The organism is Pseudoalteromonas sp. 2CM37A, assembly GCF_023161885.1.
In the GTDB taxonomy this organism is placed as follows: Bacteria; Pseudomonadota; Gammaproteobacteria; order Enterobacterales; family Alteromonadaceae; genus Pseudoalteromonas; species Pseudoalteromonas atlantica.
On record NZ_JALNTJ010000002.1, the window covers coordinates 280,399 to 303,432 of the forward strand.

18 protein-coding genes are annotated in these 23,034 nt (G+C 40.8%); 9 read left to right on the top strand and 9 right to left on the bottom strand.

Annotation, left to right across the window (positions count from 1 at the left end):
- The first annotated feature begins 29 nt into the window (after positions 1-29).
- From MTF68_RS04960 to MTF68_RS04990, 7 genes are all read left to right on the top strand, one after another.
- Entirely contained in the window at positions 30-2,858 is a 2,829-nt protein-coding gene (locus tag MTF68_RS04960) for a TonB-dependent receptor (RefSeq protein WP_248461854.1), read from the top strand.
- 142 nt (positions 2,859-3,000) lie between these two features.
- Positions 3,001-5,253, top strand: a complete 2,253-nt coding sequence (locus MTF68_RS04965; RefSeq protein ID WP_248461855.1) for a DPP IV N-terminal domain-containing protein — start codon at positions 3,001-3,003, stop codon at positions 5,251-5,253.
- Positions 5,254-5,570: 317 nt separating this feature from the next.
- Entirely contained in the window at positions 5,571-5,972 is a 402-nt protein-coding gene (locus MTF68_RS04970) for a DUF998 domain-containing protein (RefSeq protein ID WP_282448215.1), read from the top strand.
- A gap of 114 nt (positions 5,973-6,086) precedes the next feature.
- Positions 6,087-6,299 (top strand): hypothetical protein, encoded by a 213-nt coding sequence (locus MTF68_RS04975; RefSeq protein WP_248461856.1) that lies wholly within the window; start codon positions 6,087-6,089, stop codon positions 6,297-6,299.
- A gap of 65 nt (positions 6,300-6,364) precedes the next feature.
- A complete protein-coding gene (locus tag MTF68_RS04980; protein ID WP_248461857.1) occupies positions 6,365-6,916 on the top strand; it encodes a GNAT family N-acetyltransferase in 552 nt (183 codons plus the stop codon).
- A gap of 43 nt (positions 6,917-6,959) precedes the next feature.
- Positions 6,960-7,217: a hypothetical protein gene (locus MTF68_RS04985; protein WP_248461858.1), complete on the top strand. Its 258-nt coding sequence runs from the start codon at positions 6,960-6,962 to the stop codon at positions 7,215-7,217.
- A gap of 174 nt (positions 7,218-7,391) precedes the next feature.
- The gene (locus MTF68_RS04990; protein WP_248461859.1) at positions 7,392-8,864 is read left to right on the top strand and encodes a S41 family peptidase; all 1,473 of its coding nucleotides are present in this window, start codon (positions 7,392-7,394) and stop codon (positions 8,862-8,864) included.
- Between the two features lie 51 nt (positions 8,865-8,915).
- Here MTF68_RS04990 and MTF68_RS04995 read toward each other — a convergent pair whose 3' ends face one another.
- Positions 8,916-9,104 (bottom strand): TonB-dependent receptor, encoded by a 189-nt coding sequence (locus tag MTF68_RS04995; protein ID WP_248461860.1) that lies wholly within the window; start codon positions 9,102-9,104, stop codon positions 8,916-8,918.
- A 238-nt stretch (positions 9,105-9,342) separates the two neighbouring features.
- On the opposite strand from MTF68_RS04995, the gene MTF68_RS05000 reads away from it, so the two are divergent.
- Together MTF68_RS05000 and MTF68_RS19690 are read left to right on the top strand one after the other, a co-directional pair.
- Positions 9,343-10,353 (top strand): alpha/beta hydrolase, encoded by a 1,011-nt coding sequence (locus tag MTF68_RS05000; protein WP_248461861.1) that lies wholly within the window; start codon positions 9,343-9,345, stop codon positions 10,351-10,353.
- A gap of 291 nt (positions 10,354-10,644) precedes the next feature.
- Complete coding sequence (locus tag MTF68_RS19690) at positions 10,645-10,773, top strand: hypothetical protein (protein WP_282448194.1); 129 nt, start codon at positions 10,645-10,647, stop codon at positions 10,771-10,773.
- Between the two features lie 51 nt (positions 10,774-10,824).
- Here the strand turns inward: MTF68_RS19690 and MTF68_RS05005 are convergent, their stop codons facing one another.
- The 8 genes from MTF68_RS05005 to MTF68_RS05040 all read right to left on the bottom strand — a co-directional run bounded on the left by MTF68_RS05005 (position 10,825) and on the right by MTF68_RS05040 (position 23,033).
- Positions 10,825-13,758, bottom strand: a complete 2,934-nt coding sequence (locus MTF68_RS05005) for a TonB-dependent receptor (RefSeq protein ID WP_248461862.1) — start codon at positions 13,756-13,758, stop codon at positions 10,825-10,827.
- Positions 13,759-13,824: 66 nt separating this feature from the next.
- Positions 13,825-16,485 carry a glycoside hydrolase family 16 protein gene (locus MTF68_RS05010; protein WP_248461863.1) on the bottom strand — a complete coding sequence of 887 codons (2,661 nt, stop codon included), beginning with the start codon at positions 16,483-16,485 and terminating at the stop codon, positions 13,825-13,827.
- Positions 16,486-17,082: 597 nt separating this feature from the next.
- Positions 17,083-17,874 carry a sterol desaturase family protein gene (locus tag MTF68_RS05015; protein WP_248461864.1) on the bottom strand — a complete coding sequence of 264 codons (792 nt, stop codon included), beginning with the start codon at positions 17,872-17,874 and terminating at the stop codon, positions 17,083-17,085.
- Entirely contained in the window at positions 17,867-18,511 is a 645-nt protein-coding gene (locus MTF68_RS05020; protein WP_004589581.1) for a CDP-alcohol phosphatidyltransferase family protein, read from the bottom strand. Before MTF68_RS05020 ends, MTF68_RS05015 begins: the two co-directional genes overlap by 8 nt.
- 27 nt (positions 18,512-18,538) lie before the next feature.
- Positions 18,539-19,177 carry an ATP-binding cassette domain-containing protein gene (locus MTF68_RS05025; protein WP_024032761.1) on the bottom strand — a complete coding sequence of 213 codons (639 nt, stop codon included), beginning with the start codon at positions 19,175-19,177 and terminating at the stop codon, positions 18,539-18,541.
- A gap of 22 nt (positions 19,178-19,199) precedes the next feature.
- The gene (locus MTF68_RS05030; protein ID WP_248461865.1) at positions 19,200-20,954 is read right to left on the bottom strand and encodes an ABC transporter permease subunit; all 1,755 of its coding nucleotides are present in this window, start codon (positions 20,952-20,954) and stop codon (positions 19,200-19,202) included.
- Positions 20,951-22,228 carry an ABC transporter substrate-binding protein gene (locus MTF68_RS05035; RefSeq protein ID WP_248461866.1) on the bottom strand — a complete coding sequence of 426 codons (1,278 nt, stop codon included), beginning with the start codon at positions 22,226-22,228 and terminating at the stop codon, positions 20,951-20,953. The genes MTF68_RS05030 and MTF68_RS05035 overlap by 4 nt, the downstream gene beginning before the upstream one ends.
- Positions 22,215-23,033: a DUF547 domain-containing protein gene (locus tag MTF68_RS05040; protein ID WP_248461867.1), complete on the bottom strand. Its 819-nt coding sequence runs from the start codon at positions 23,031-23,033 to the stop codon at positions 22,215-22,217. Before MTF68_RS05040 ends, MTF68_RS05035 begins: the two co-directional genes overlap by 14 nt.
- Position 23,034 lies beyond the last annotated feature (1 nt).

Genomic DNA, 23,034 nt, shown 5'->3' on the forward strand with positions numbered 1-23,034 from the left:
AAATTAATAAGATATAAAGAGGGATAGAAATGGAAAATGAAGTACATAATAGAATCGAACCACGTAAAAAAATACTGGCATTAGCTATTGGCATGGTTTTAAGTACAGTTAGTTCCGGAGCTCTGGCTGCAGAGGCTGAATCTGAAGACACTGCAGAAAATGACGTTGAAGTCATAGAAGTTACAGGGTCTCGGATTAAGAGAACTGATTTTGAAGGGGCATCGCCAATTGTTACTATTTCAGCTGCCGATATTGCATTACAAGGCCATGCGAATGTTTTTGATGCACTCGACACACTAGCACAAAATACGGGAATATTTGTAGGTGAAGAAAGCAGCAATAATTTTAATGCTAATGCTCAAGCGATAAACTTACGAGGCTTTGGAGCCGGCTATACATTAACCTTAGTTAATGGACGGCGGATCCCGATATTACCTAAGCCTTCTGGAGGTGTGGGTGGCAATATAGTAAATCTTGCTATGATTCCTACCGAGGCTGTGCAGCGTATTGAAATACTAAGTGGTGGAGCTTCAGCTATTTATGGTTCTGATGCCGTTGCAGGGGTCGTTAACGTTATTTTAAAAGATAACCTTGATTATAACAAAGTTACAATGCGTTATGGCGATACGAAAGATGGTGGAGGTAAAAGTAAGAAGTTGACGCTAAGTACTGGCGGTAAATTGGATAAATTGAGCTACACGGCTGTATTTGAACTTGACCAACGAGACCCCATTTATGGTGATGATAGAGATTGGTTTGATGAACCTACTGATGGGCCAAATGTAGACCGTCATGGCACCTCTCAAGTTATGAGTTACTGGGCTAGGTGGCAGCCAGATTCATTTATGATGATGGACTTATCAGGCCGATGTGAGCCGCTAGGTTATGAAGACGTTCAGCCTCCTGGGCGCTCTCATTTTGACCCAGATCCATATTACTGTGGTGATAATACTTATGGTACCAATACTATTCGTAACGAGCGTGATAAAAAGTCTGCATTTGTAAATCTTGAATATGAGACTGAGGATGGCCGATTATTTGCAACTTTACTTGGCACACAGTCAGAAGGTGATGCAGGCATTTATCGTTATAGTTTTGCTACTGATTACGATGTTCGTACCGATATAAATGACGGCAGTACTTGGCAAGGCAGTCGGCATGCTTGGCGTGCCTTCAGAAATTTTGAAGTACCCACGTCCAACCAGTCGTTTGAGGAACTTTCTTTAGTGGGTATTTTTGGTATTGAGGGAGTGATTGCCAACGACTTTGATTACTCTCTTACCTTGACTGCCAGCCAATATAATTATGAAGATTCTGTTATTCGTTTTGATGATCAAAAAATGCTCAGCCTACTTTTTGGTGAAAAAGGTGTTGATTGGGATCAACCGTGGGAAGGATCTCGATGGGCTGTCGTTAATGCTTCTCAATTAAATGATAATTTTGAACCCGCTGGTATTGATTTTTTTGGTGCGTTAACTCCCGATATGTTTAACGATGTGACACATAAATCTGTTGGTGACGGCGATTCCTATTTATATAGTTTAGCGTTTGATCTTACCGGTAGTGTAATGCAACTACCTGCCGGAGATTTACAATTTGCATTTGTTTCAGAATATATGAAAGAAGGCTATGAATTTGATACCGATCAAAAAACGGTGCAAGGCGATATATGGGGTTGGAGTGGTATTACAGGTGAAGGAGACCGTGACCATTATGCCCTAGGATTAGAGTTATCTATTCCGCTAGCTAGTAAAGACAGTAGCATAGGTGCGCTAGAAGGTATTCTTGCTGGTCGTTATGATTATTATGATGATGAGTCAGATGTCGGTGGTGCATTTACTTATCAAGTCGGTTTTACATGGAAACCGATCGAAGATTTAATGATCCGAAGCTCTTATTCAACATCATTTAGAGCACCTGATATGCATTATATGTATGCGGGGGAAAGTTCTTCATTTGCTAGCCCTACTGACTACCTGAAATGCGTGCAAAGTGAGGAACTCACTTCAGGACAAACTTGGTCAGGCTGTAGTGACAACTATGGTACATCAGGCGTTCGCCAAAACTCCCAAGGAGACTTGTCGCTTGAAGAAGAAACCGGAGATAGTTTGAACGTTGGTTTTGTGGCTAATATCACTGATAATTGGTCGATTACCGCAGATTACTATGAAATTAGTTTGGAGAAAAAAATAGGGAATTTAGGTGCTAGTACTGTATTGCGATATGAAGCTGAGTGTATTGTTGGCTTTAATGAGTCAGGACAAGCGGTTGATAAAGATTCACCCCGATGTCAAGAAATGCTCAGTCGCGTATCTAGAGGCGGACCGCAGGGAGATACCATACTCTCAACGATCACTAGTCCGTTCAATACTGGTGAGCGCGAACAAAAAGGCATGGATATCTCATCTAAATTTAATTATGGCTTAGGTGATTTTGGTGCGATTTTCTTTAACATTGATTACACCCATATATTTGAAACGAATGAAAGGTTTTTACCTGAAGATGAGATAGAAGATATTAGGGATCTACAATGGAATAGAGAGTTTCGTACGCATACTACGGCCACATTAGGTTGGTATAATGATGATATTTCATTAACACTTTTTGCAAACCGTTTAGGTACATCTCCAGTAAGATGGTCTGATGACGAGAACGAACGCTACAGCGCTTGGACACGATACAATTTTAATATGAATTATCATGTTAATGATGACTTAGATATTAGTATGTCAATTGTTAATTTATTCGATAAAAAGCCGCATCAACATGAATCAGAAGAGTGGTGGCCTTTTGCTGATATTTCTAAATATAACGCGGTTGGCTTGGAGTACTTTGTTACAGCAAGTTATCGTTTTTAACGAGTTATAGCTTGATATCATTGTATATTTTTAATATTAAGCCAACACGTTAATTGTTGGCTTAATATTATTAATTTGTCGAATAAAATAAATTTAATTTGAAACAACCTATGCTTATAACTTGATAGGTTTTGGAAAAATAATGAAAAAACTTCTCCTTGTTTTATCTACACTACTACTAATAAGTTGCCAAAATACGCCTTCGTTTTCGAAGAAAAGCAATACGCATATAGCTCAAGCCCGACAATATAGCGCTGAGAGCTTACGTAAAAAAGTACATAATCTACAGTTAACGCCTAATTGGCTTCAGGATAATGACAAACACTTTTGGTTTGAACGTTATTCTCTAGCACATGGACAGGAATTCGTTTTAGTATCAACAACCAATTTTCAAAAAAAAGCCTTGTTCAACAAGGCGAAGCTAGAACAAGCATTAGACACTGCAGAAGCTGTTATTTGGCATGATTCACCAATGGAGCGTGTTAGTTTGTCAAATGGTAAACTAAAATTTGACTTCAAAGGTGAAGAGTTTTTATGTGATATTACGATTGCAGAATATGCATGCGAGTTGAATAAGCTTAAAACTTCTAGTCAAAAAGTACATATTGATTACTTGTCACCAGATGAGCAATATTATGCAAAAGTAGAAAACTATAATTTGTTTTTATGCGAAACTCCAACTCACTTTTGCAAACAGCTTACAACTGATGGTAGTGAAGCGACACCTTATGCTGTTGCCAACCCTTACCCTGAAGAAAAGTTATCAAATGAAGCTTTTGATGAGCAAAAGCGATTAGGTATTTACTGGTCAAAAGACAGTAAATACTTTATTAGTTATAAGCTTTTTAGACAAGGTGTTAACCAGTTAACATTAACGGATAGTGTTGCAGATAAAGATTTTAACGTTAATGCAGTTCGCTATTACTATCCTCAGGCTGGTGATGTTAAGTTACCAATGGGTCAGCTAGTTTTAGTTGATGTTGCTAGGCACAAAGCAAGCTTAATGACAGCACCTAAAATAATGCAGACTTATTATGGAACGGCAGTTTGGGGCCAATGGCATCATGGTGACTTTTACTATCAAGATCGTCGCCGTGGTAACCAGGAGCTATATTTACGTAAAGTTGTTGCTAAAGAGAACAAAGTCGTTTCAGTCATTAAAGAAATAGATGAAGAATTCATCGATCCTTGGGTACAAACCGCATACTACCTTGATAATTCAGAGCGGGTTATTTGGAGCTCACAACGCACAGGATATCAACACTTATATCTTTATGACTTAGCCACAGGCAAGTTAATAAACCCAATTACTAAAGGTGATTTCACAGTTAGGGTTATTCGCGCAGTCGATGAAGAAAATGGTGTGCTGTATTTTGAAGCGTCAGGTCGAGAGAGCAATAGAGATCCTTATTTAAGGCATCTCTACCGTGTAAATCTTGATGGTTCAAATCTCAAATTATTGACACCGGAGCCATTTGAGCATGATACGCGATTATCGCCGGATTTAAATTATATTATTGATAACTACTCTGATGCTAAGACCCCAACACAGTCTTGGTTAAGAGATGCGAATACAGGAGAGAAACTTGTTAAGCTTGATGAAGCACAAGTAAGTGAGTTGTTCCAGATTGGCTGGCAACCACCGGAGCCCTTTAAGGTGATAGCTGAAGATGGTGTTACTCCCTTATATGGATTAATGTATAAACCGAGCGATTTCGATGAAAATCAAAAATACCCGATAATTGATGATACCTATACTGGGCCGCATAATTTTTTTACCCCCAAGTCGTTTGCTACTTTTATGAACCAGCGACCTGCGTTAGCGGAGTTAGGTGCTATTGTCATTAAAATGGATGGCCGAGGCACCAGCAAACGTGGTCGGGCTTTTCATCGGTTTAGTTATAAAAACTTAGCAGGTGGCACCGATGATCATGTTTGGGCAATTAAGCAACTGGCTAAAAGGCATCGCTTCATTGATATTGATCGAGTTGGTATTTTTGGTTTTAGTGCCGGAGGATATGATACGGTGCAAGCACTGCTTCGCCATGATGGTTTTTTTAAGGCAGGAGTAAGCGCTTCTGGAAATCATGATTTTAGAGTTGATAAAGCGGGTTGGAATGAGCTTTGGATGGGCTGGCCAATGACCGAACATTGGGAGCAGCAATCTAACTATACTAACGTTGAACGCCTCAAAGGTAAGTTGCTACTTGCACATGGAGAGCTAGATAGCAATGTTCACCCATCGGCAACGTTACGGTTAGTTGATAAGCTTATTAAGGCAAAGAAAGATTTTGATTTGTTAATTATGCCTAAGATGGGACATGTATTGGACGCCAATCCATATTTTGTTGAAAAACGCTGGCAATTTTTTATAGAGCATTTGCAACTACAATAAAATTAGAAGCAAGTGGTAGTCCAACTGAAAAACTGTTGCCCTTAATTAATAATTACAGGGCAAAATCGTACTTTTACGATAATTTGATTAAAGTGAGCAGAATTAATCGTTAAAACTCATTGTGTATAGTGTCATTAACGTGCTGAAGTGAGGTTTTCATCTTATTTGGTTTCATTATAAAGAGGATGACTGTCGAATAAGAAAAGATGATGAAGCTGAAAATTCATTTATTATCATATGGTTATGTTTTAATGTGGCGAAATTACACCCCAAGAAAGCCTGCATAAGAGGAAAGTACAGAATGGCTGAGTGGGGTGATGAATTTAAGGCGGAGCTGGTATTTGGCGCAATTGGTTAATATTGCTGGTTGGTTAGTTATAGTGCATGGTATTAGTACCTGGGTTGCGGGTTATTTTCCTATGGATGCTGACCCATTTACTAAACATCCAACTTTTAGCTGCAAGGTACATTCTTGGGCTGGTTTTATTATGTTACTTTCGCTGGTTGTAGCACCAATATTAATAGCTATTAGTCCAACCACAGAAGTTATCTCTCTATACTTTCGTGTTTTTTCAATTGTTTCTGTTATCGCTACAGTTTATTATTTGTTTGCTATGGCTAAAGCAATAAAACTACAAAGTAAACCTGGTACCTATCAACGTATCTCTTATGGTATTCAATTAAGTTGGTTAAGTGTTTTTTCAATAGCATTAATTTAAAACAATCACTAGTGCCTATCATTTCTTTAAACGTTAGGCTTGTCAATCTAAGAAATACATCAGCATTGTGTTGATTTTAGCTCATTATTTGGGCTTATAAATCAAGGGAAACTTATGAATATAAACGTTATTAAATTCCGTTTTATTTTACTAAGAGGCCCATTAGGCTGGGGAATTCCTACAGCTATTTTATTTCAATTAATCATGTACCTTACAGGTGAGCAAGATTTTTTTGATGGAATCATTTCATCTTTAATAATATTTTCTTTAATAGGCATATTATTTGGATACTTTATGTGGCATTCGAAACATAAAAGAACTAAATAACTGAGAGACCTACCTTAATTACTTGGTTTTTGAAAGTTTTTAGCTGTAATTACAAGGAGGTTTGAGTGAAAATTTGTGAAACCCAAAGGTTGCTTATTCGGCAGTTTTCAATTGATGATGTGCCGGCATTAAGTAAAATTCTTAGTGACGATGAAGTAATGAAATACTCAATTCGTGGTGTGTGCGATGAAGCCGCAACTGGTGAATTTATAAAGTGGTGTTTACAATGCTACGATTCATATGATTTGGGCCCATGGGCACTAATAGATAAAAACAGCGATTTATTGATTGGATTTTGTGGTATTTCCCCACAAAGTGTTGCGGGTAACGAAGAGCCTAATTTAGGGTATCGATTAGCTGTCGATTTTTGGAATAAAGGCTTAGCCTGCGAAGCGACTAAAAGTGTTTTAAAGTATGTGTTTACTCAAACTACTCATCAATCGGTCGTTGTTATTATTGAACCTGAGCATATTGCGTCATTGAGAGTAGCAAAGAAAATTGGCTTTACAGATTATAGCAATCATGAATTTCATGGTCGTGCCGTACAGTTATATCGATTAACAAAGGCGCAGTGGAATGAATGGACTTCTTTAGATGCTGCTTATGTAGCTACCTAAAGCTCAAGATAGTTAACGTTGGTTTGTTAAAAGGAAATTTTTAATGGATATAGATTCTCACATAGTTCAGCTTGAAAAAAATAACCGAAAGTTATTTAGTGCATCTCATTATTTGGGACTTACGATAGCGATGGCTGTTATTGTTTTGTTGTTAATGTTTTATTTCAGCCCATTGATAGGGCTTGCTTGTTCAGGTTTTGCTGCTTTCTTTTTAAATTTTTTCTATTCACAGTATAGCTTTAGAAAACTCAACGCCCGCATAACACTACTACAAACCAAAATTGAACAAACCGCTAAGTAAGCTGTTGCCCTAAATTTAAAGCCGGTTCATTTTAAATGTTACTTATTACTAGCTGCTTTCAATGTTGCTAAGTTATTGCTGTAAAAATTGCTTAAACTTATTGGATTTAAGGTATTTTTAGTTCTACCAAATGAGTTTACAGTAATTATATAACTTAATTTAAAATGGATTTTCATGAACATAAAAACAAAAATAGTTAGCCGTACTTTATTGAGCGCTTTATTAATTACGCCTACCTTGAGCATGGCCGAATTATCGCTTACTCCTAAAACTCCAGAGCAATGGCGCAGTGTTACTGAGCGTGATATTGAAGCTGCTTACAGCATATCGGTAAAAAATCACCCAGGCATGTTTGATGTTAATAATCCAACGTTCCCTGACTTATTAAAAAAAGCAAAAGCAGAAGCACTTACATTGTCGGCTCAAGCGAGTGGGCCGCAGGTTCATGCAGCGGCAATTTCTCGTTTTAGCACTATTTTACAAGATGGCCACGCCGGTGCGTTTTCAAGCGTAGATAGACCCGCGCGCCGCTGGCCGGGCTTTAGAACTGTGTGGCGAGGGGATGCGCTAAAAGTGTATTACAGTGAAAACAAAAGTATTAGCAAAGGCGACGTTGTAAGCCAATGTGATGGGCAAAGCACCGAGACCTTAATACGTGAGAGAGTGTTTAAGTTTTATGGGCAAGTTGCACAACCTGGCCATTGGTGGCAGCAAGGTTGGCGGTTACTCATTGACGAGGGCAACCCATTTTTAACTCCTTTAAAAGAATGCGAATTTGTTAAAGCCAATGGCGATACCTATACACACGTATTAAATTGGTCTGTAAGGCCTAAGTCAGTCAGTAAGCATTTAGAAAATGCCTACAACGGTGATGAACTCCCCATTGATTTAACCTGGCCTGAAAAAAGTATTGCGTGGATTGCTATGCCTAGCTTTTCATCAACCGAAAAGCAAACTGCTGCCTACAATAAAGTGTTTGAAAAAATACAACAGCAGCGTAGCAAGTTACTTACTGCAAAAGCCGTGGTGTTAGATTTGCGCCATAACCAAGGTGGCTCATCTTATTGGAGCTCACAAATAGCCAAAGAACTATGGGGTAAAAAAATAGTAGAACAAAAAGTAAATAATACTTCTCAAAACACGCAAGTGTGGTGGAGAGCATCAAAGGGTAATACCGACCATGTAGTGTCTTTATTAGAGGTTGTAAAAAATCAGCCTGAATTATTGAAAATATTTAAAATCACAGCTGCGGGTATGGCTTTATCACTTAAAAGTGGTGATCCATTTTATGTAGAGCAAGAAACTAATACGCCAAATAACATACCACAAAAGCCTTTAACTAGTGACTTTAAAACCAAGGTGTTTGTTATTGTTCCACCGCAGTGCGCCAGTGCTTGTTTAGATGCGCTTGATAAGTTTAAGCTTTTTGAAAATACAACGTTATTCGGTGCACCAAGTAGTGCTGATTCTATGTATATGGAAGTACGCTTAGCTGATTTACCTTCAAGGTTGGGGAAAGTGATTGTACCTAACAAAGTATACGTAAACAGAGCGCGAGGGGCAGGGGATTTTTATAAGCCCGATGTGGCATATAACGGCATTGATTGGACAACCAATGTATTGCTTGAGCAAATAAAAGCGTTATAAAAAAGCCGCTTGTTGAAACAAGCGGCTTAACTATTCTAACTAGGGAATAGTTTAAAACGTGTAACGGGCACCAATTGAGTAGCGTGGGCCGTACTGATTAGCAAATAAAAACTGCTCTTCGTAACGGCCGTAGCCTTCTTCGGTGGCATTGTTTAAGTTTATGCCATCAAAAAATACCGTTACGTTTTCGTTTACATCGTAGTTAACGCTCATATCCCATTGGCCGTAGGCTTTTTCCACCGATGAACGCTGTACCAAACCATCGAGAATCAGTTTTGGATTTTAGTTATGCGCCAGCAGTATTATAGTGTATTAAGTTGATTGCAAAAAGGTAAGAAGGCATAGTGAAGATGGTAATTTCAGCTCAAAGGCATTTAAACTAAAAAAATTGTAAAGTACTATGTCTCTTGTCGATACTGGGTCTCAGGTCTAGCTGAGGTATTAAAAATATCAATGCATCTGATATACAGGAGTACGAATGAAAATCTGGATAGGCATATTATCAATACTTACCATACTATCATTACTGGTTGTGAGCGATTTGTTTAGCGATAAGGTAAAAGTGACTTCTAAACAGCAGGCTTATCTAATACCTGGACGTCATTTAGAAAATGCGGAGCTGCAAAAATTATCGGCAGAAAATTTATCAAATGAACAGCTTTATCGTCGTGCTTTAAGTTTGTGGCCAGTAGCTTATCGTGAGCTAAGTATCCCTACTTCATTTGGTCAGGCTCGAGTAATTGTTGCAGGGCCTCTAGATGCAGAAGTTATCGTTCTATTGCATGGTATGCAAGCGAACTCGGCTATGTGGTACCCTAATATAGCGGCTCTTTCCGAGCGCTATCGAGTTTATGCTATTGACGATTTTCTTGGCTCGGGTGCTTCACATACTCAAGCAAATATCTCTGGAATGGATCAAGTGGTAAGTTGGTACCAAGAATTATTTGATCTATTGCAATTGGACTCGCTCAATCTAGTTGGCGCCTCGCGAGGAGGTTGGCAGGCGGTTGCTATTGCATTGGCTGAATCAAATAATGAATTATCGCGTATTCAAAGGTTAGTACTACTTAGCCCTGCACAAACGTTCAGTTGGATTGAACTTAGCGGTGACTTACTGTCGAGTATTTTGTTTACGTTAAACCCTGTGCGGGATGAGGCTCATGAGAGCTTGAAATCTTTATCTACCAAAGCACACATGATTAATTCTATTTACTTGGACCAATACGTGGCGGCGCTTGATAGCAACCCAATACCAGATTTAATTACCGAAATGCAACCATTTTCAGATTTACAGCTACAGAAAATTACCCTGCCTACATTGGTGATGATCGGCGACAAAGACATAATGAACAATCAAGATAGCCTTGAGCGTGCAAAAAGAATGTTAGATAAAGTACAGACTATGAAACTTCAAGACGCAGGGCATTTTTTAACCGTTGATCAAGCTGACCAAGTAAATCGCACGATATTAGATTTTTTAGCTAATTAATTTTTCATGGATTGGCTTAAGGGGAATTTTACTAAAACCACATCAAAATTTGATTAACTATTAGCTCAAATAAATAATGTTATTTTCAGATATTAAGAGTGTCATGCCTTAATTTGGCAAAATTAAATTTTTAAAGTATTAACATTTTCTCGTTGGTTTAAACGTGTTTTTAGGACAGTGAATTACTCCTTTGTTACTTTATTTAGGCTTTCCAAAGTTTGTAATACACCTAATGGATGTCAGTACTTTAATAAAATAAAGCAGCGGTAACTTTTAAAAAGAATAGGTAAAGTGATTGTACCTAACAAAGTATACGTAAACAGAGCGCGAGGGGCAGGGGATTTTTATAAGCCCGATGTGGCATATAACGGCATTGATTGGACAACCAATGTATTGCTTGAGCAAATAAAAGCGTTATAAAAAAGCCGCTTGTTGAAACAAGCGGCTTAACTATTCTAACTAGGGAATAGTTTAAAACGTGTAACGGGCACCAATTGAGTAGCGTGGGCCGTACTGATTAGCAAATAAGAACTGCTCTTCGTAACGGCCGTAGCCTTCTTCGGTGGCATTATTTAAGTTTATGCCATCAAAAAATACGGTTACGTTTTCGTTTACATCGTAGTTAACGCTCATATCCCATTGGCCGTAGGCTTTAGCATATTGCGGTGGTGCATCGGCTGAGCCTTGTGCCTGGCCTACACCAATTAAGTACGAGTCGCGCCATGCGTAAGTAATTTTAACCGATAGGCCGTCTTTTTCGTAAAAGCCTTGAAAGTTAGCAGAGTCACTTAAACCTGTAAGCGGAGCTTGTTGGTCTAGGCTTTCGCTATCAAATTCTACATCGCCATCTACAAACGTGGCGTTAACACCTACACCAAAACCAGTTTCGCCAATTAAGTGCTGAACAGCCACTTCAAAACCATCTACCGATTTGCTGTCGGTGTTTTGTGGTTGGCTTATGTTCCATACCATAAGTGGGTCATCGCTATTTGGCTCAATGACGCCATTCGCATTGCCATAACCATTGCTAATCATTTGCGCAAAAATAGCATCGGTGGTTGCTTGCTCGCCGCGCGATTCAATATCGCTAACTGCTTGTAAGTAACGTGGGCCGTTTAAAATGTCGTATAGGCCTTCAATCGTGGTTTGCGTAATGGTGGTTTGAATAAAGTTATCTACGTCTTTTTTAAAGTAACCAACAGAGGCGTAGCTGCCTTCTGCGTAGTAATACTCTAATGATAAGTCGAGATTGGTTGATTCAAACGGCAATAAATTTGTATTACCTTGGCTACCCGTGCGCGAGCCAGGTTTTGGGCTGCCTGTTAAGCTACGGCCACCGGCTAAATCACCCAGTGGTGCACGCGACATAGTTTTACCCCATGAAACACGGGCTACAACGTCTTCGGTTAAATCAACACTTACATCGATTGACGGTAATAATATGTCGTAATCGCCTTGCTGCTCTAAGAAGTTATCATCGCCGCCGGCTGCATATTGCATTATCCACTCTGAGGCGCTGATCCAGTTTACTTGTTCTTCAACACGTTGGCGTACTGTGCTGGTTACATCTGTTTGCTCGTAGCGCAGGCCTGCGTTTACTTTTACGTAGTAATCGCTTACATCAAACTCCCAGCTTGATTGAATATAAAAGCTGTTTGTAATTTCTTCTACGTAGCTTTCGCTATCAATACCATCCATGTAAGCATTGGCTGCGTATGCATCGCCACCGGTTACATCAGAAGTTAGGTAAGCCATTTGGCGAGCCACTGCTTCGTCAAAATCGTAGGTGTAGTAGTAACCTGGTTGTAAGTTGCTGCCGCCACCATCAAATTGATCTAAAAGGCCCGACGTATCGTGGCGAGTAAACATGCTGTCTGGGAATATTTCTGTGTACGATGGGTTAAAACCAGGGCCACCTACTAAACCACTCCATGCAGTGTAACCACCGGTGTTTTGCTCAGTGCGCGATGCACCAAATTTTACTTTAACTAGGCCAATATCAAAGTTTTCATTGTACCAAGTGGTATGTAATTGTAATTGCTCAATGTTTGATTCACCCGGCGAGTGCGTAAATTGGCTAAAGTTAGAGTCAATTTCGCCTGGCGTTAATTCGCTTGTGCCGTTTAACCAGTTAACTTGAGCACTTGGGATTTCGCCTGTGCGGTAATCGTAAATTTTATTTGCTAGCTGATCAGAGCCTAAAATCACTTGGCCAGTACTGCCTAGCCCATCATCGGCGCCGTTATCGGTTTCATTTTTAGAGTCATGGTAATCAAGTTCAACGTGCCACGTGTCGTTAATTTCCCACTCTAGGTTTAAACCAATAGAGCGTGCTTTTACTTCTGTGGTGCCTTTGTTGGCTGTAAACGAGGCATCGTTACCGCTAATATCGGCATAAACAGCGGTGCCGTTTTCATCAAGCTCGTAGCCATTAATATTGCTACCAAAGTCGTTCCAAATACCCCAACCAATACTTTCAGAGCCCGTAACCGCTTTACTTGCTGTGTAATCTAAGGTGGCTACAAAGCCATCAACCGGTTCAAATTGAAAAGTAACTTGGCCGTTAGTACGTTCACGCTCTACATCTTCAATAGAGTAGTTCATGTCTTTAGGGAAGTAGTAGTTACCTGATGGGTCAGTACGGTTATCAACAACGTTACTGCTATCTAATTCAGGTAAATCAACATTGGCTTGCCAACCTTGAATATTGGCGCGTTGTTTTTGAAAGTCGCGTTCTTGATGCGAAAACGAAAAACCAAAACCAAATCTGTCATCTGCAAATGTGTTGCTATAAACAGCCGAAAGCTCCGGGGTTACATCATCACCGGCTTCGTTTGATGAGTCGTGATTTGCTTTAACCGTGGCTGAAAAATTTTGGCCTGGCTTTTGAAAAGGGCGCGCAGTAGAAATATTAACTGTAGCACCTAAACCACCGCTTGGTACATCGGCGCGCGCTGTTTTAAATACTTCTAGCGCACTTACGCCTTCAGAGGCAATGTTTTCAAGGTTGTACGAACGCGTATAACCTGTGCCTGGCATTTGGCGGCCGTTTAACGTAATTAAGTTAAACTCTGGGCCAAAACCACGTACGGTAATTTGGCTACCTTCACCGTTTGCACGGCTCACCGATACACCGGTAATGCGTTGTAATGATTCTGCTAAATTGGTATCTGGAAATTTACCCATTTCTTCTGCTGAAATGGCATCTACCACGCCCGATGAATCACGTTTCATATCCATAGAACGAATAAGTGAACCACGAATACCTTTTACTTCAATAACTTCTACATCAGGAGATGCTGCAGTGTCTGCTTCGGCAGCAATGGCCGTATTTAACGTGCTTGCAGCAATGATAAGAGACACAGAAGCCGCAAGTTGGCTCTTTTTAAAATTGAATGTGTTCATAATAGCTCTGCTTTATAAAATGTTGTTGTGTAGCAATAGGCGCCATGCGCCTATTGTAGTGTGTTTTTATGGATTCGCGATAATCACGTTATCTATGCGGTATAATGCGCCGTTGCCCATATCCCACGTAGGAAATACCATGAGCACGTTTATAGCGCTAATATCTAAGCCCGCATCAAATAGTTCCTGAATAGGGAAGGTGTATGTTTGCCATTCGCCTGTAACAGGTGTTTGCCCTTCATTGCTTTGCGTTAATGCCAGCTCTACTGCGCTTGAAGCGCCAATTGATTCAATTTTAAATAACCATTGTGCATCCACGTTTGAAGGTGCTGTTATTACTTTTAAATCAAACTGTACAACGCCATTTTCTAACAGGGCTGATGCATCAAACGATACGTCTTCATCGGCTAAAAAGCCCATTACAGTAGGTGTTGCACCAATGCTAAACTGAGCCACTGCGCCGTGCTGATCATCGTCGGTTTCTGTAGTAGGTGTTGAACCACCACAGCAATCCCATATGCTCCACTGATCGGCGACTGTATCTGTAAATACGTTTAGCTCACCAGAGGCAACGGGCGCTGCATTAGGGTTGTAAATTTTAACGTTATCTACACGGTAAACCGCGCCTTCACCTGCGCCCCATGCCGGAAAAATCATAAGTACATCAATTGCACTTACATCAAGGCCTGCACCTGCGAGATCTGATAACTTAAATGTATAAGTTTGCCACTCGCCAGTCACTGGCGCTACACCTTCAACACTTTGCGTTAGTTCAAGTTCTGCAAATGAAGTTGCACCATTTGCCTCTACTTTAAATAACCACGCAGTTGACGGGTCGCTAGGAGTAGACGTTACTTTTAAGTCAAACTGTATAACGCCTTCATCTAAAATGCTGCTTGCATCAAATGACTCACCTGCACCACCTACTTCAGTACGGCTGTTAAAGCCCATTACTGTAGGCTCTGCACCAATACTAAATTCAGCGGTTACACCGTGCGCTTCATCATCTACCACTTCGATAGGCGTTGAGCCACCACAACAATCCCACATTGGCCATGCTAGGTTTTGCTCATCTTCAAAAATAGTTAGCTCTGGTGATGCGCCTAGGTTGTCTTGTGTAATTTCAACGTCGTCAATTAAAAAGGTTGCGCCTTCGCCCGTGCCCCACTCAGGAAATACCATAAGTACGTCAATTGCGCTGATATCTAAATCTAAGTCAGCAAGGTCAGAAAGTAAAAACGTATAGGTTTGCCACTGACCTACTACAGGTGCTTGGCCTTCAACGCTACTTGTAAGCGGCATATCAGCATCGGTTGAGGCTTCTGTGCTTTCAAGTTTTACAAACCAAGGTGTGTCTGGCACGCTTGGTGCGCTGGTTACTTTCATTTTAAAGCGTACGTAGCCTTCTTCTAGCATAGGTGATGCATCAAAAGGCGTGGCAGCGCCGTTTTCATCAGTAATAAACGCATCGCGGCTAATAAAACCAACCACTGTAGGCTCGCTGCCTATTGTAAATTCAACAACGTCGCCTTGCTCTTCATCACTTACAATTGCAGGTGTAGAGCCACCACAACAATCCCATGCTGGCCAGTTAGGGTTAAAGCTGTCGCCAAAAATAGTTAACGGTGTAGCAATACCTGTAGATGGCGGGCTAGGAATAGGCGCTTCGCCCTCTAGCAGGGCATCGTCTAGGCTATCGTAACCTGGGCGAATAGTTTCACACCCTTTGCCGGTATCTGGGTTTGATGCACATTGATAAACACGTACGTAGTCAATTGCAAATGTTTGGCCGTTTTCAAATGCGCTGGCATCTACGCCTAACTCATTTACGTTTTCAGGCCAGTCGCCGCCTACTGCTAAATTTAACAGTAAGTGAAAGTCTTTATCGTAAGGAGCGCTATCCCAATGAGTTTCTAGCTCGCCAGAACCTTGTTCAAAATACTCTGCAAACCAACCGCGATGTTTCAAACCTGCGGCTTCGCCTTTGGAGTTATATAATACTTCTGATTGGCGCTGTGTGGCATATAGGTAGCCATCAACGTACCAGCGTATTTCACCTTCTTGCCACTCTACTGCGTAAGTATGAAAGTCATCTGCTGGGTTGCTATCTTCAGGAAATTTGTACTCTTGGCCTGTGTAGCTGTTATCTGGCCAAGCGCGGCCGTAATGCAATGTGCCATGAATGCTTGATTCAACACCGCCATCTTCGTCAGCGGTTTTTAGGTTTACTGATTCTAAAATATCAATTTCGCCTGAGCGTGGCCATGTACCGTATTCTTCATCGGTTGGTAGCATCCAAAACGCAGGCCAGCTGCCTTGCCCCGAAGGGAGCTTTGCGCGCACTTCAAAGCGGCCATAAGTAAAATCAGCATTGTAACGGGTATTTAAACGCGCAGAAGTGTAGGGCTTTTCAGCGCCTTCTGTCGCGGGTAGGGCAACAATGTTTAACACACCGTCTTGTATAAAGGCGTTTTCTTCGTTATCGGTGTAACATTGTTTTTCGTTGTTACCACCGCCATCGCAGTTTAATTCAAAGTTCCACTTATTAGTATCAATGGCTGAGTCTTCAAACTCGTCGCTCCATACTAGTTGCCAATCTGAAACTGGCTCAGAAGCGTCGATATTTTCAAAATTAGATGTTGTGGCTGAGTCGCCACCACAGCCAGCTAAAGACGCTAACGAAATAGCAGCCAGTAAGCGAGCAATGTGTGTTTTTTCAATGTTCATAGCTGAACCCCGGTTTCACAGATTGTTGTCAGAATGTGTGTTTAAACTTATTAAAAAGAACCATGTTTATTTTTGTAAGCGCTTACATTTATCATGTGTTTTTGTAAGCGCTTACAAATAATATTGCGCAGTACTTAAATGGTCAACATATTTGTGTGTTTTATTTACATTTAGTTTACGGTAAGACCAGTTTACCAATTGGAGTTATTAACTAAATCGCTAATAAATTTAACAGCTTACATTGTTTGTAATGTTGCATTTTTAATACATCTATTAATATTTTACTTAATTGGTAAATATTAAAGTGACCTGTAGCAATTACGTTTAGCGCTAATTGCGATGATTTACCTGCATTAGGCTAACTATATGGCGTGTAATTTTGCTTTTTTACAAAAAACGAAAGTTAAAAATAAAGTGAAAGTGGTATAGCATTCAATAGGTTAACAATCCCCTTTAAGTGTTTAGGTTGTTAAGGCTAAATTTTAGGGGGTAAGGCTTTGGCGGGGTTTAATAAGGTAAATGTGTAAATTTAAATACGCATTTACCCCTTAATTTATTGTTTATTTTAAGAGTATTGTAGCCACTTGAAATAGCAACTTATTTACGTTTAAACGGCATAATTAGCAAGCCCCACAGCGAGGCGTTTTGCTGCGGGTTAGGGTATTCTTTTAAGCCTATATCTATGTCGTTATCGGCTTTTTGCGCTTCATTTTTGTAACTACCAAACAGTTTATCCCACCAAATAACGCTAAATCCATAGTTTGAATTGGTTTCGCTCACGCGCTGGCTATGATGAATACGGTGCAGTATTTGGGTCATTAATATGAGCCGAAGTGGTTTTTCTATGGCATTGGGTAAACGTATATTGGCGTGGTTAAACAGCGCTAATCCATTAAGTGCTATTTCAAATATTAATACAGCAATAGCAGGTACACCCAAAGCGGTAACGGCAATCAATTTTATAACTATGCTGAGTACAATTTCGATAGGGTGAAAACGCAAACCTGTGCTGGTATCTACATGGGCATCGGCGTGGTGCACACGGTGCAAGCGCCACAAAATAGGCACTTGATGAAAAAGCCGGTGCTGCCAATAAATAACTATATCAAGCAGTAATATGCTTAAAATAATAGCAACACTACTTGGTGTGGCTATTTGATTAAATAAACCGATACCGTGCTCTTGGTTATAAAGCGCTACGGCAGTTAAGCCTATTGGTACACTTAAGCGAGCAATTACAGAGGCAGTAAACACCAGTCCAAAATTGGCCAACCACCGGGTGGTACTTTTTATCGGCGATTTACGGGCAGGCATACGCAATTCTAGCAGCATCATAATAACCAAAATGCTAAAAAAGAATCCTAATCGCCACCAAATTTCATTACTCATTGGCTTGTGTAACCTCATCAGCTTCTTGGCGTTTAAGCGTGTTATAACCACCATGTATACGTGTAAAAATAGTAATAGCGCACGCAGTGGCAAAAATACTCGCCATTAGGGCAAAGTGCTGCGGCCAAATACAAAAGGCAATAAACAGCGCGATGGTTTCTGTGCCTTCGGTTAAACCATTTAAATAGTAAAAGCTTTTGTATTTAAACTGGGGTTTTTCGAGCTTAAATTTTTCGGCGGCTATGGCAAAGGCTAAAAAGCTTGAGCCAGTGCCTATAAAGGTGGCCAGTAATATGCTACCTGCAATGGCGTTTTGCTCGGGGTTTGCCAAAATAAAGCCAAGCGGAATTGCCGCATAAAATAAAAAGTCGAGAGTAATATCTAAAAAGCCGCCAGCGCTTGAACTTAAATTTGCATGGCGTGCCAATGCGCCATCTAGCCCATCTAAAATACGATTTAAAGCAATAGCCGTTAACGCTGCGTACCACATTTCAAACGCAATTAATGGCACAGCTAATAGGCCTATTAAAAAGCCTACCACAGTAAGTTGGTCGGGCGTTATGCCGCGTTTGTGCATTAACGCCACAACAGGAGTTAACAGTGGCTTTATTACTGGGGTGATGTATTTGTCTAACATGCTTGGTGCCTTGTACTTTTTGTGCGTTTATTTGGCTAAATTTAAGGTGATCAGTTTGCCGTTTGCGGCCTCTGCATCGCTATGATCGTGGGTTACCATAATAGCGGGCAATTTATGCTCGCGTATTTGGCTAAATACTAGCTCGCGCGTATCTACTCTTAATTGGGTATCGAGCTTGCTAAAGGGCTCATCAAGTAAAATAGCTTTTGGCTCGCTCAATAGCATACGCAATAAAGCAACGCGGGCTTGTTGCCCACCAGAGAGGTTGTCGGGGTGGCGATTAGCCATGCCTTTTAATCCAATTTGTTCAAGGGCGTGCTCTATTTTTTCAAGGCGCTGTTTTTTATTGCCTTTAGGCATAGCAAAGGCAATGTTACCGCTTACCGATAAATGCGAAAATAATAACGCATCTTGATAAAGCACGCCTATGTGGCGTAAATGTGCGGGTAAGTTATTAATATTTTCGCCGTTAAGCCACACTTCGCCATTTGCGCTAAAACCACTGGGTAATGTGCCGGTAAGCCAATTTAATAAACTTGATTTACCACTGCCTGATGGCCCCATAACAGTGAGTATTTCGCCGCCTTTTACCTGCTCGTTTAAGCTAAGTAATTGTTGGTTTTGACGATAAAGCTCACAATTTTTAATCTCTAAAGATGACTGCATTAAAAACCTTTTAATTTATGGGTTAGCGATGGGCGCTTTTAAAAAAGTACTTAGGTAACACCCACGCCAGTATAAAGCCAATGAGTGGCAATGCCATTTGCATAATGGCATACACCGCACTGGTGCGCCTACTTGCGCCATTAGCAAAGGTAACCGCTTCGGTTGTTATGGTTGCTATGCGCCCGCCACCGGCTAAAAGTGTAGGTAAATATTGGCCAAAGCTAATGGCTAAACCAAGTGCCGCCGCAATTAAAATAGGAGCAAATAACTGGGGTAATTTCACTTGTAAAAATACTTTGCAGGGCGTTGCGCCAAGGCTTGCTGCTACATTAGCAAAGCGAGGGTCTAAGCGCCTATAACTGCTCGAAAGTGATAAAAACACATACGGTAGTACAAACAATAAATGGGTAAATACCACATTAAAAAACGCGGCCTGGTTATTTACTAGTTGTTGCAGCCACACTAGGCCAAATAAAAACGCAATACTTGGCACAAGCAGCGGTAAATAAATAATTAAGCTGGTAAAGCGCGACATGGGTTTGGCACTTAACTGCTCTGATTCTAAGCACAAAAGCGTAATAATAATGGCAAATAACGTAGTAACTAGCCCTATAGCAAGGGTATTAAAAAGCGGGCTTTGCATTTGCATTAGCGCACTTTTAAAGTGAAGTAGCGTGAGCTGATCGGGCAGTGCCGCCGGAAAACGCCAAAATCCCGCAACCGACCACATAATTAAGCCAATTAACGAGAGCAAAATAAAGCCAATTACAAATACTGTTAATACGGTTGTTATTTTTTGCCAATAAACGCCGCCATATTCTCGCTCGCCATTGGTGAGTAAATCACTAAATAATGCTTTTATCGCTTTTTCGCCGCCAAGCCAAAGAGCTAGTAAACCACCAGTAAGGACAAGCTGTAATAGTGCCCCCGCTGAGGCTTTAATACGCAGGTTTAAATCTACATCGTTAAACCAGTGCATAATAGCGACAGCCAAGGTGGGTGGTGTATTTGGCCCCAGAATAAGTGGCATTTCTACACTTGCGCTGGCATAAGCCAATACTGCGAGAATAGGTAGACGCAATAATGGGTAAAGGCTTGGTAATACTACTTTAAAAAAAGCCGTCATAGGGCAGTAGCCTAAATTAAGCGCTACTTTATGTTGTTGGCGCAGTTTTTTGCCAAGCTCAGGTTGGGCAAGCACACCTAGCGCCATTAACAGTAAAAAAGGCAGCTCTTTAAGGGTTAAGCCTAAAATTATACTAATACCAAACGCGTCATGCGGAAACATGCCGTTAGGCGCAAGTTCCCACCCACTAAGCCAAGGCGATACTAAGCGCGAGATCATTCCCGAAGGCGCAATTAAAAAACCAACCGCTATAGCCGCTGCCGCGTGGGGAATTACCAGTATGGGACTCAATAAACGCTGAATACGGTTAAGCCACGGACTATTAAAAAATGCCGCTAAAATCATTAATGTAATGGTAAAGGCTAGTAAGGTACTTATTAATCCGCTGCCAACACTAAGCATAACCATGTGTGTTAGGCCGGGTGTTTGCATGAGCATAGTAAAGCCATGTAGGCCAAGTGTTGTGTGCTCAAGTACCGGCGCATAACCAAAAGCGGGCAATAGCACGCTAATTAAGCCGCCTATTACAGGTAAAATAAGCAATGCCAGTAAAAAGCGTGGGCTTAATGTAACTAATTTACTAAACATATCGGCGCTTTTATGTGGTTTAAGCGTTGGGCTTGCTGCTAACTTATTTGAAACAACACTCATTGGCTTACTCCAAAACGCGCTTGCCAACCTTGCAAAATAGCATTTACCCAGCTTGGGTGTGGCTCACTTAGCGTGCGTTTAATACTATTTAAAGGCAGGGCGCTTGGATGCGGTTGCGTTGTTTTAAATAAAGCTTGTTGCTGTGGTGCTAGCGTTGATTGAATAAGTACGCTTTTATCGCCCCATATATGCGCTTTTTGTTTTTGAGCTTGCGCTTCTGGGCTTAATAAAAAATTAGCCACTAACTGCGCACTTTGCTGGTGGCTTGCATTATAAGGTATGGCTACAAAGTGGGTGTTACTTAAACTGCCATCTTGCATTGCATAACTGCGAATACTTTTTGGTAAATCATAACGTTTAACGGCTGCGGGCACTTCGGGTGCTGAAAACGTAAACGCTATGCTTAGCTCGGTGTCGCCTACTAAACGGCGCATTTGTGCACCACTTTGCATAAAGTGTTTACCGCCGCGCCAAAGTGTTGGGTGCAGTTTATTTAAAAAGTCCCATAATGGGTTTAATACTTGGGCTGTGTTTTGTGCAGTAGCTGGCTGATTTAACTGTGCTTTAAGTGTTTCATCACTTTGTTGATGTAGCATAACAAGCGCGTATTTTAAAAAGCTCATGCCTAAAAAGTCAGGCGGCTTTGGGTAGCTAAAGCGCCCTGGATTTTGTGCGCTCCAGCTAAGTAATTGGTTTAGGGTTGTTGGTAGTGTGTTATTTGCAGTGCCGTCGATTGCTAAACTGTCGTAGTAAAAAGTGAGTGATGCTTGGCCCCAAGGTGCTTCCATCCCGTTGGTGGGTATTCCAAAATCAAAATTAACAGCGGGATTATTGCTAGGGTCGGTGTAGCTAAAATTAGGCAGCTTATTAGCCCATTGTTTAAGTAATAACGAGTGCTCGCTCATGGTGGCAAAGTTAGCACCGTTTATCCAAATTAAATCTACGCTGCCTTTATCGTTATTGTTTGCTGATTTTTCGGCAAGTACCCGGCTAACGGCTTCGCTGGTATCACTGAGTTTTACATGTACTAAGTTAATGTTGTATTTGGCTTTTACTTGCTGCGCAGCCCATTTAATATATGCATTTATTTGCGCATCGCCGCCCCACGCATAAAAATATACGCTTTGGTTTTTACCTAAGCTTTCTATTTGTTGCCAACGGCTTTGTAGTTGTGAACTTGCTAGGCTTTTAAAGCTAATAACAAGGCAAATGCAAAACGCGACACAGCAAAAGCTGTATCGCGATAATGTTTGCCAAAATTTATTGGCGAGCATTTAAATCCCAGTTGTAGTCTAAAAACTTAACTTTCATGTTGTTATTTTTAAGCGCTTTTTGCTGAGCGGGTACCAGTTTTAGTGCTTTAGGGTATTGCAAAAAAAACTGCTGCAGCGTGTTGGCGCCTTTAAAACCTTGTTCAAAGTCATCACCGTACCACTTAAATATTGAAGATACACTTAGCGTGTTACCTTGCGCTATATTGCGGGTTGTATCTGATAAAAAACGCACCGTTTGCGCTTGCAATTGGCTGTCTAAATCAGTGGCAGTGTAGGCTTCTTCACGTAGGGCTGGGCAGCCAATACTTGCGCAATTTACAGCAAAGTGAATGCGTGGGTCGTTGTACTTACCACTGCCACGTATTAAACCATGCTCAATATCATCAAGGCTGCGCGTTTTACCAAGTAATGGCACAAACTCTTTGCTCCATGGTGAGCTAAAAAAGCTGCCTAAATCTTTAATTGATTTAAGGTTTGGGTATTTTGTTAATATAAGCTCAACAGTAAAGGCATTATACGCATTGATTAAAAACGCAAGTTGCTTCGGTTTTTCCCATGTATCAAACTCGTTTTGCGTAACAGCCGATAGCGAATCTAAATAGGTTTTAAGTTCACTGTGCTTAGCTTTAATTGCTGCATAATCAACCTCTGTGCTGTGGCCATGATTAATAGCTACAACATGGTTGTTTAATAATGTATTCCAGCTGTCGTGCATATTTTGAGCTTGGGCCGAAAATGACGTTGCAAACGGTGTTGCAAGCAAAGCACTACCTAACAAGAGCGCTTTTAAAGGTGTTTTAAACATA

What these genes read in the sequence shown, in the direction of transcription:
- MTF68_RS04960 (WP_248461854.1), top strand. Translation starts at nt 30, where the DNA reads ATGGAAAATGAAGTACATAATAGAATCGAACCACGTAAAAAAATACTG.
- MTF68_RS04965 (WP_248461855.1), top strand. Translation starts at nt 3,001, where the DNA reads ATGAAAAAACTTCTCCTTGTTTTATCTACACTACTACTAATAAGTTGC.
- MTF68_RS04970 (WP_282448215.1), top strand. Translation starts at nt 5,571, where the DNA reads ATGAATTTAAGGCGGAGCTGGTATTTGGCGCAATTGGTTAATATTGCT.
- MTF68_RS04975 (WP_248461856.1), top strand. Translation starts at nt 6,087, where the DNA reads ATGAATATAAACGTTATTAAATTCCGTTTTATTTTACTAAGAGGCCCA.
- MTF68_RS04985 (WP_248461858.1), top strand. Translation starts at nt 6,960, where the DNA reads ATGGATATAGATTCTCACATAGTTCAGCTTGAAAAAAATAACCGAAAG.
- MTF68_RS04990 (WP_248461859.1), top strand. Translation starts at nt 7,392, where the DNA reads ATGAACATAAAAACAAAAATAGTTAGCCGTACTTTATTGAGCGCTTTA.
- MTF68_RS05000 (WP_248461861.1), top strand. Translation starts at nt 9,343, where the DNA reads ATGAAAATCTGGATAGGCATATTATCAATACTTACCATACTATCATTA.
- MTF68_RS05005 (WP_248461862.1), bottom strand. Translation starts at nt 13,758, where the DNA reads ATGAACACATTCAATTTTAAAAAGAGCCAACTTGCGGCTTCTGTGTCT.
- MTF68_RS05010 (WP_248461863.1), bottom strand. Translation starts at nt 16,485, where the DNA reads ATGAACATTGAAAAAACACACATTGCTCGCTTACTGGCTGCTATTTCG.
- MTF68_RS05015 (WP_248461864.1), bottom strand. Translation starts at nt 17,874, where the DNA reads ATGAGTAATGAAATTTGGTGGCGATTAGGATTCTTTTTTAGCATTTTG.
- MTF68_RS05020 (WP_004589581.1), bottom strand. Translation starts at nt 18,511, where the DNA reads ATGTTAGACAAATACATCACCCCAGTAATAAAGCCACTGTTAACTCCT.
- MTF68_RS05025 (WP_024032761.1), bottom strand. Translation starts at nt 19,177, where the DNA reads ATGCAGTCATCTTTAGAGATTAAAAATTGTGAGCTTTATCGTCAAAAC.
- MTF68_RS05030 (WP_248461865.1), bottom strand. Translation starts at nt 20,954, where the DNA reads ATGAGTGTTGTTTCAAATAAGTTAGCAGCAAGCCCAACGCTTAAACCA.
- MTF68_RS05035 (WP_248461866.1), bottom strand. Translation starts at nt 22,228, where the DNA reads ATGCTCGCCAATAAATTTTGGCAAACATTATCGCGATACAGCTTTTGC.
- MTF68_RS05040 (WP_248461867.1), bottom strand. Translation starts at nt 23,033, where the DNA reads ATGTTTAAAACACCTTTAAAAGCGCTCTTGTTAGGTAGTGCTTTGCTT.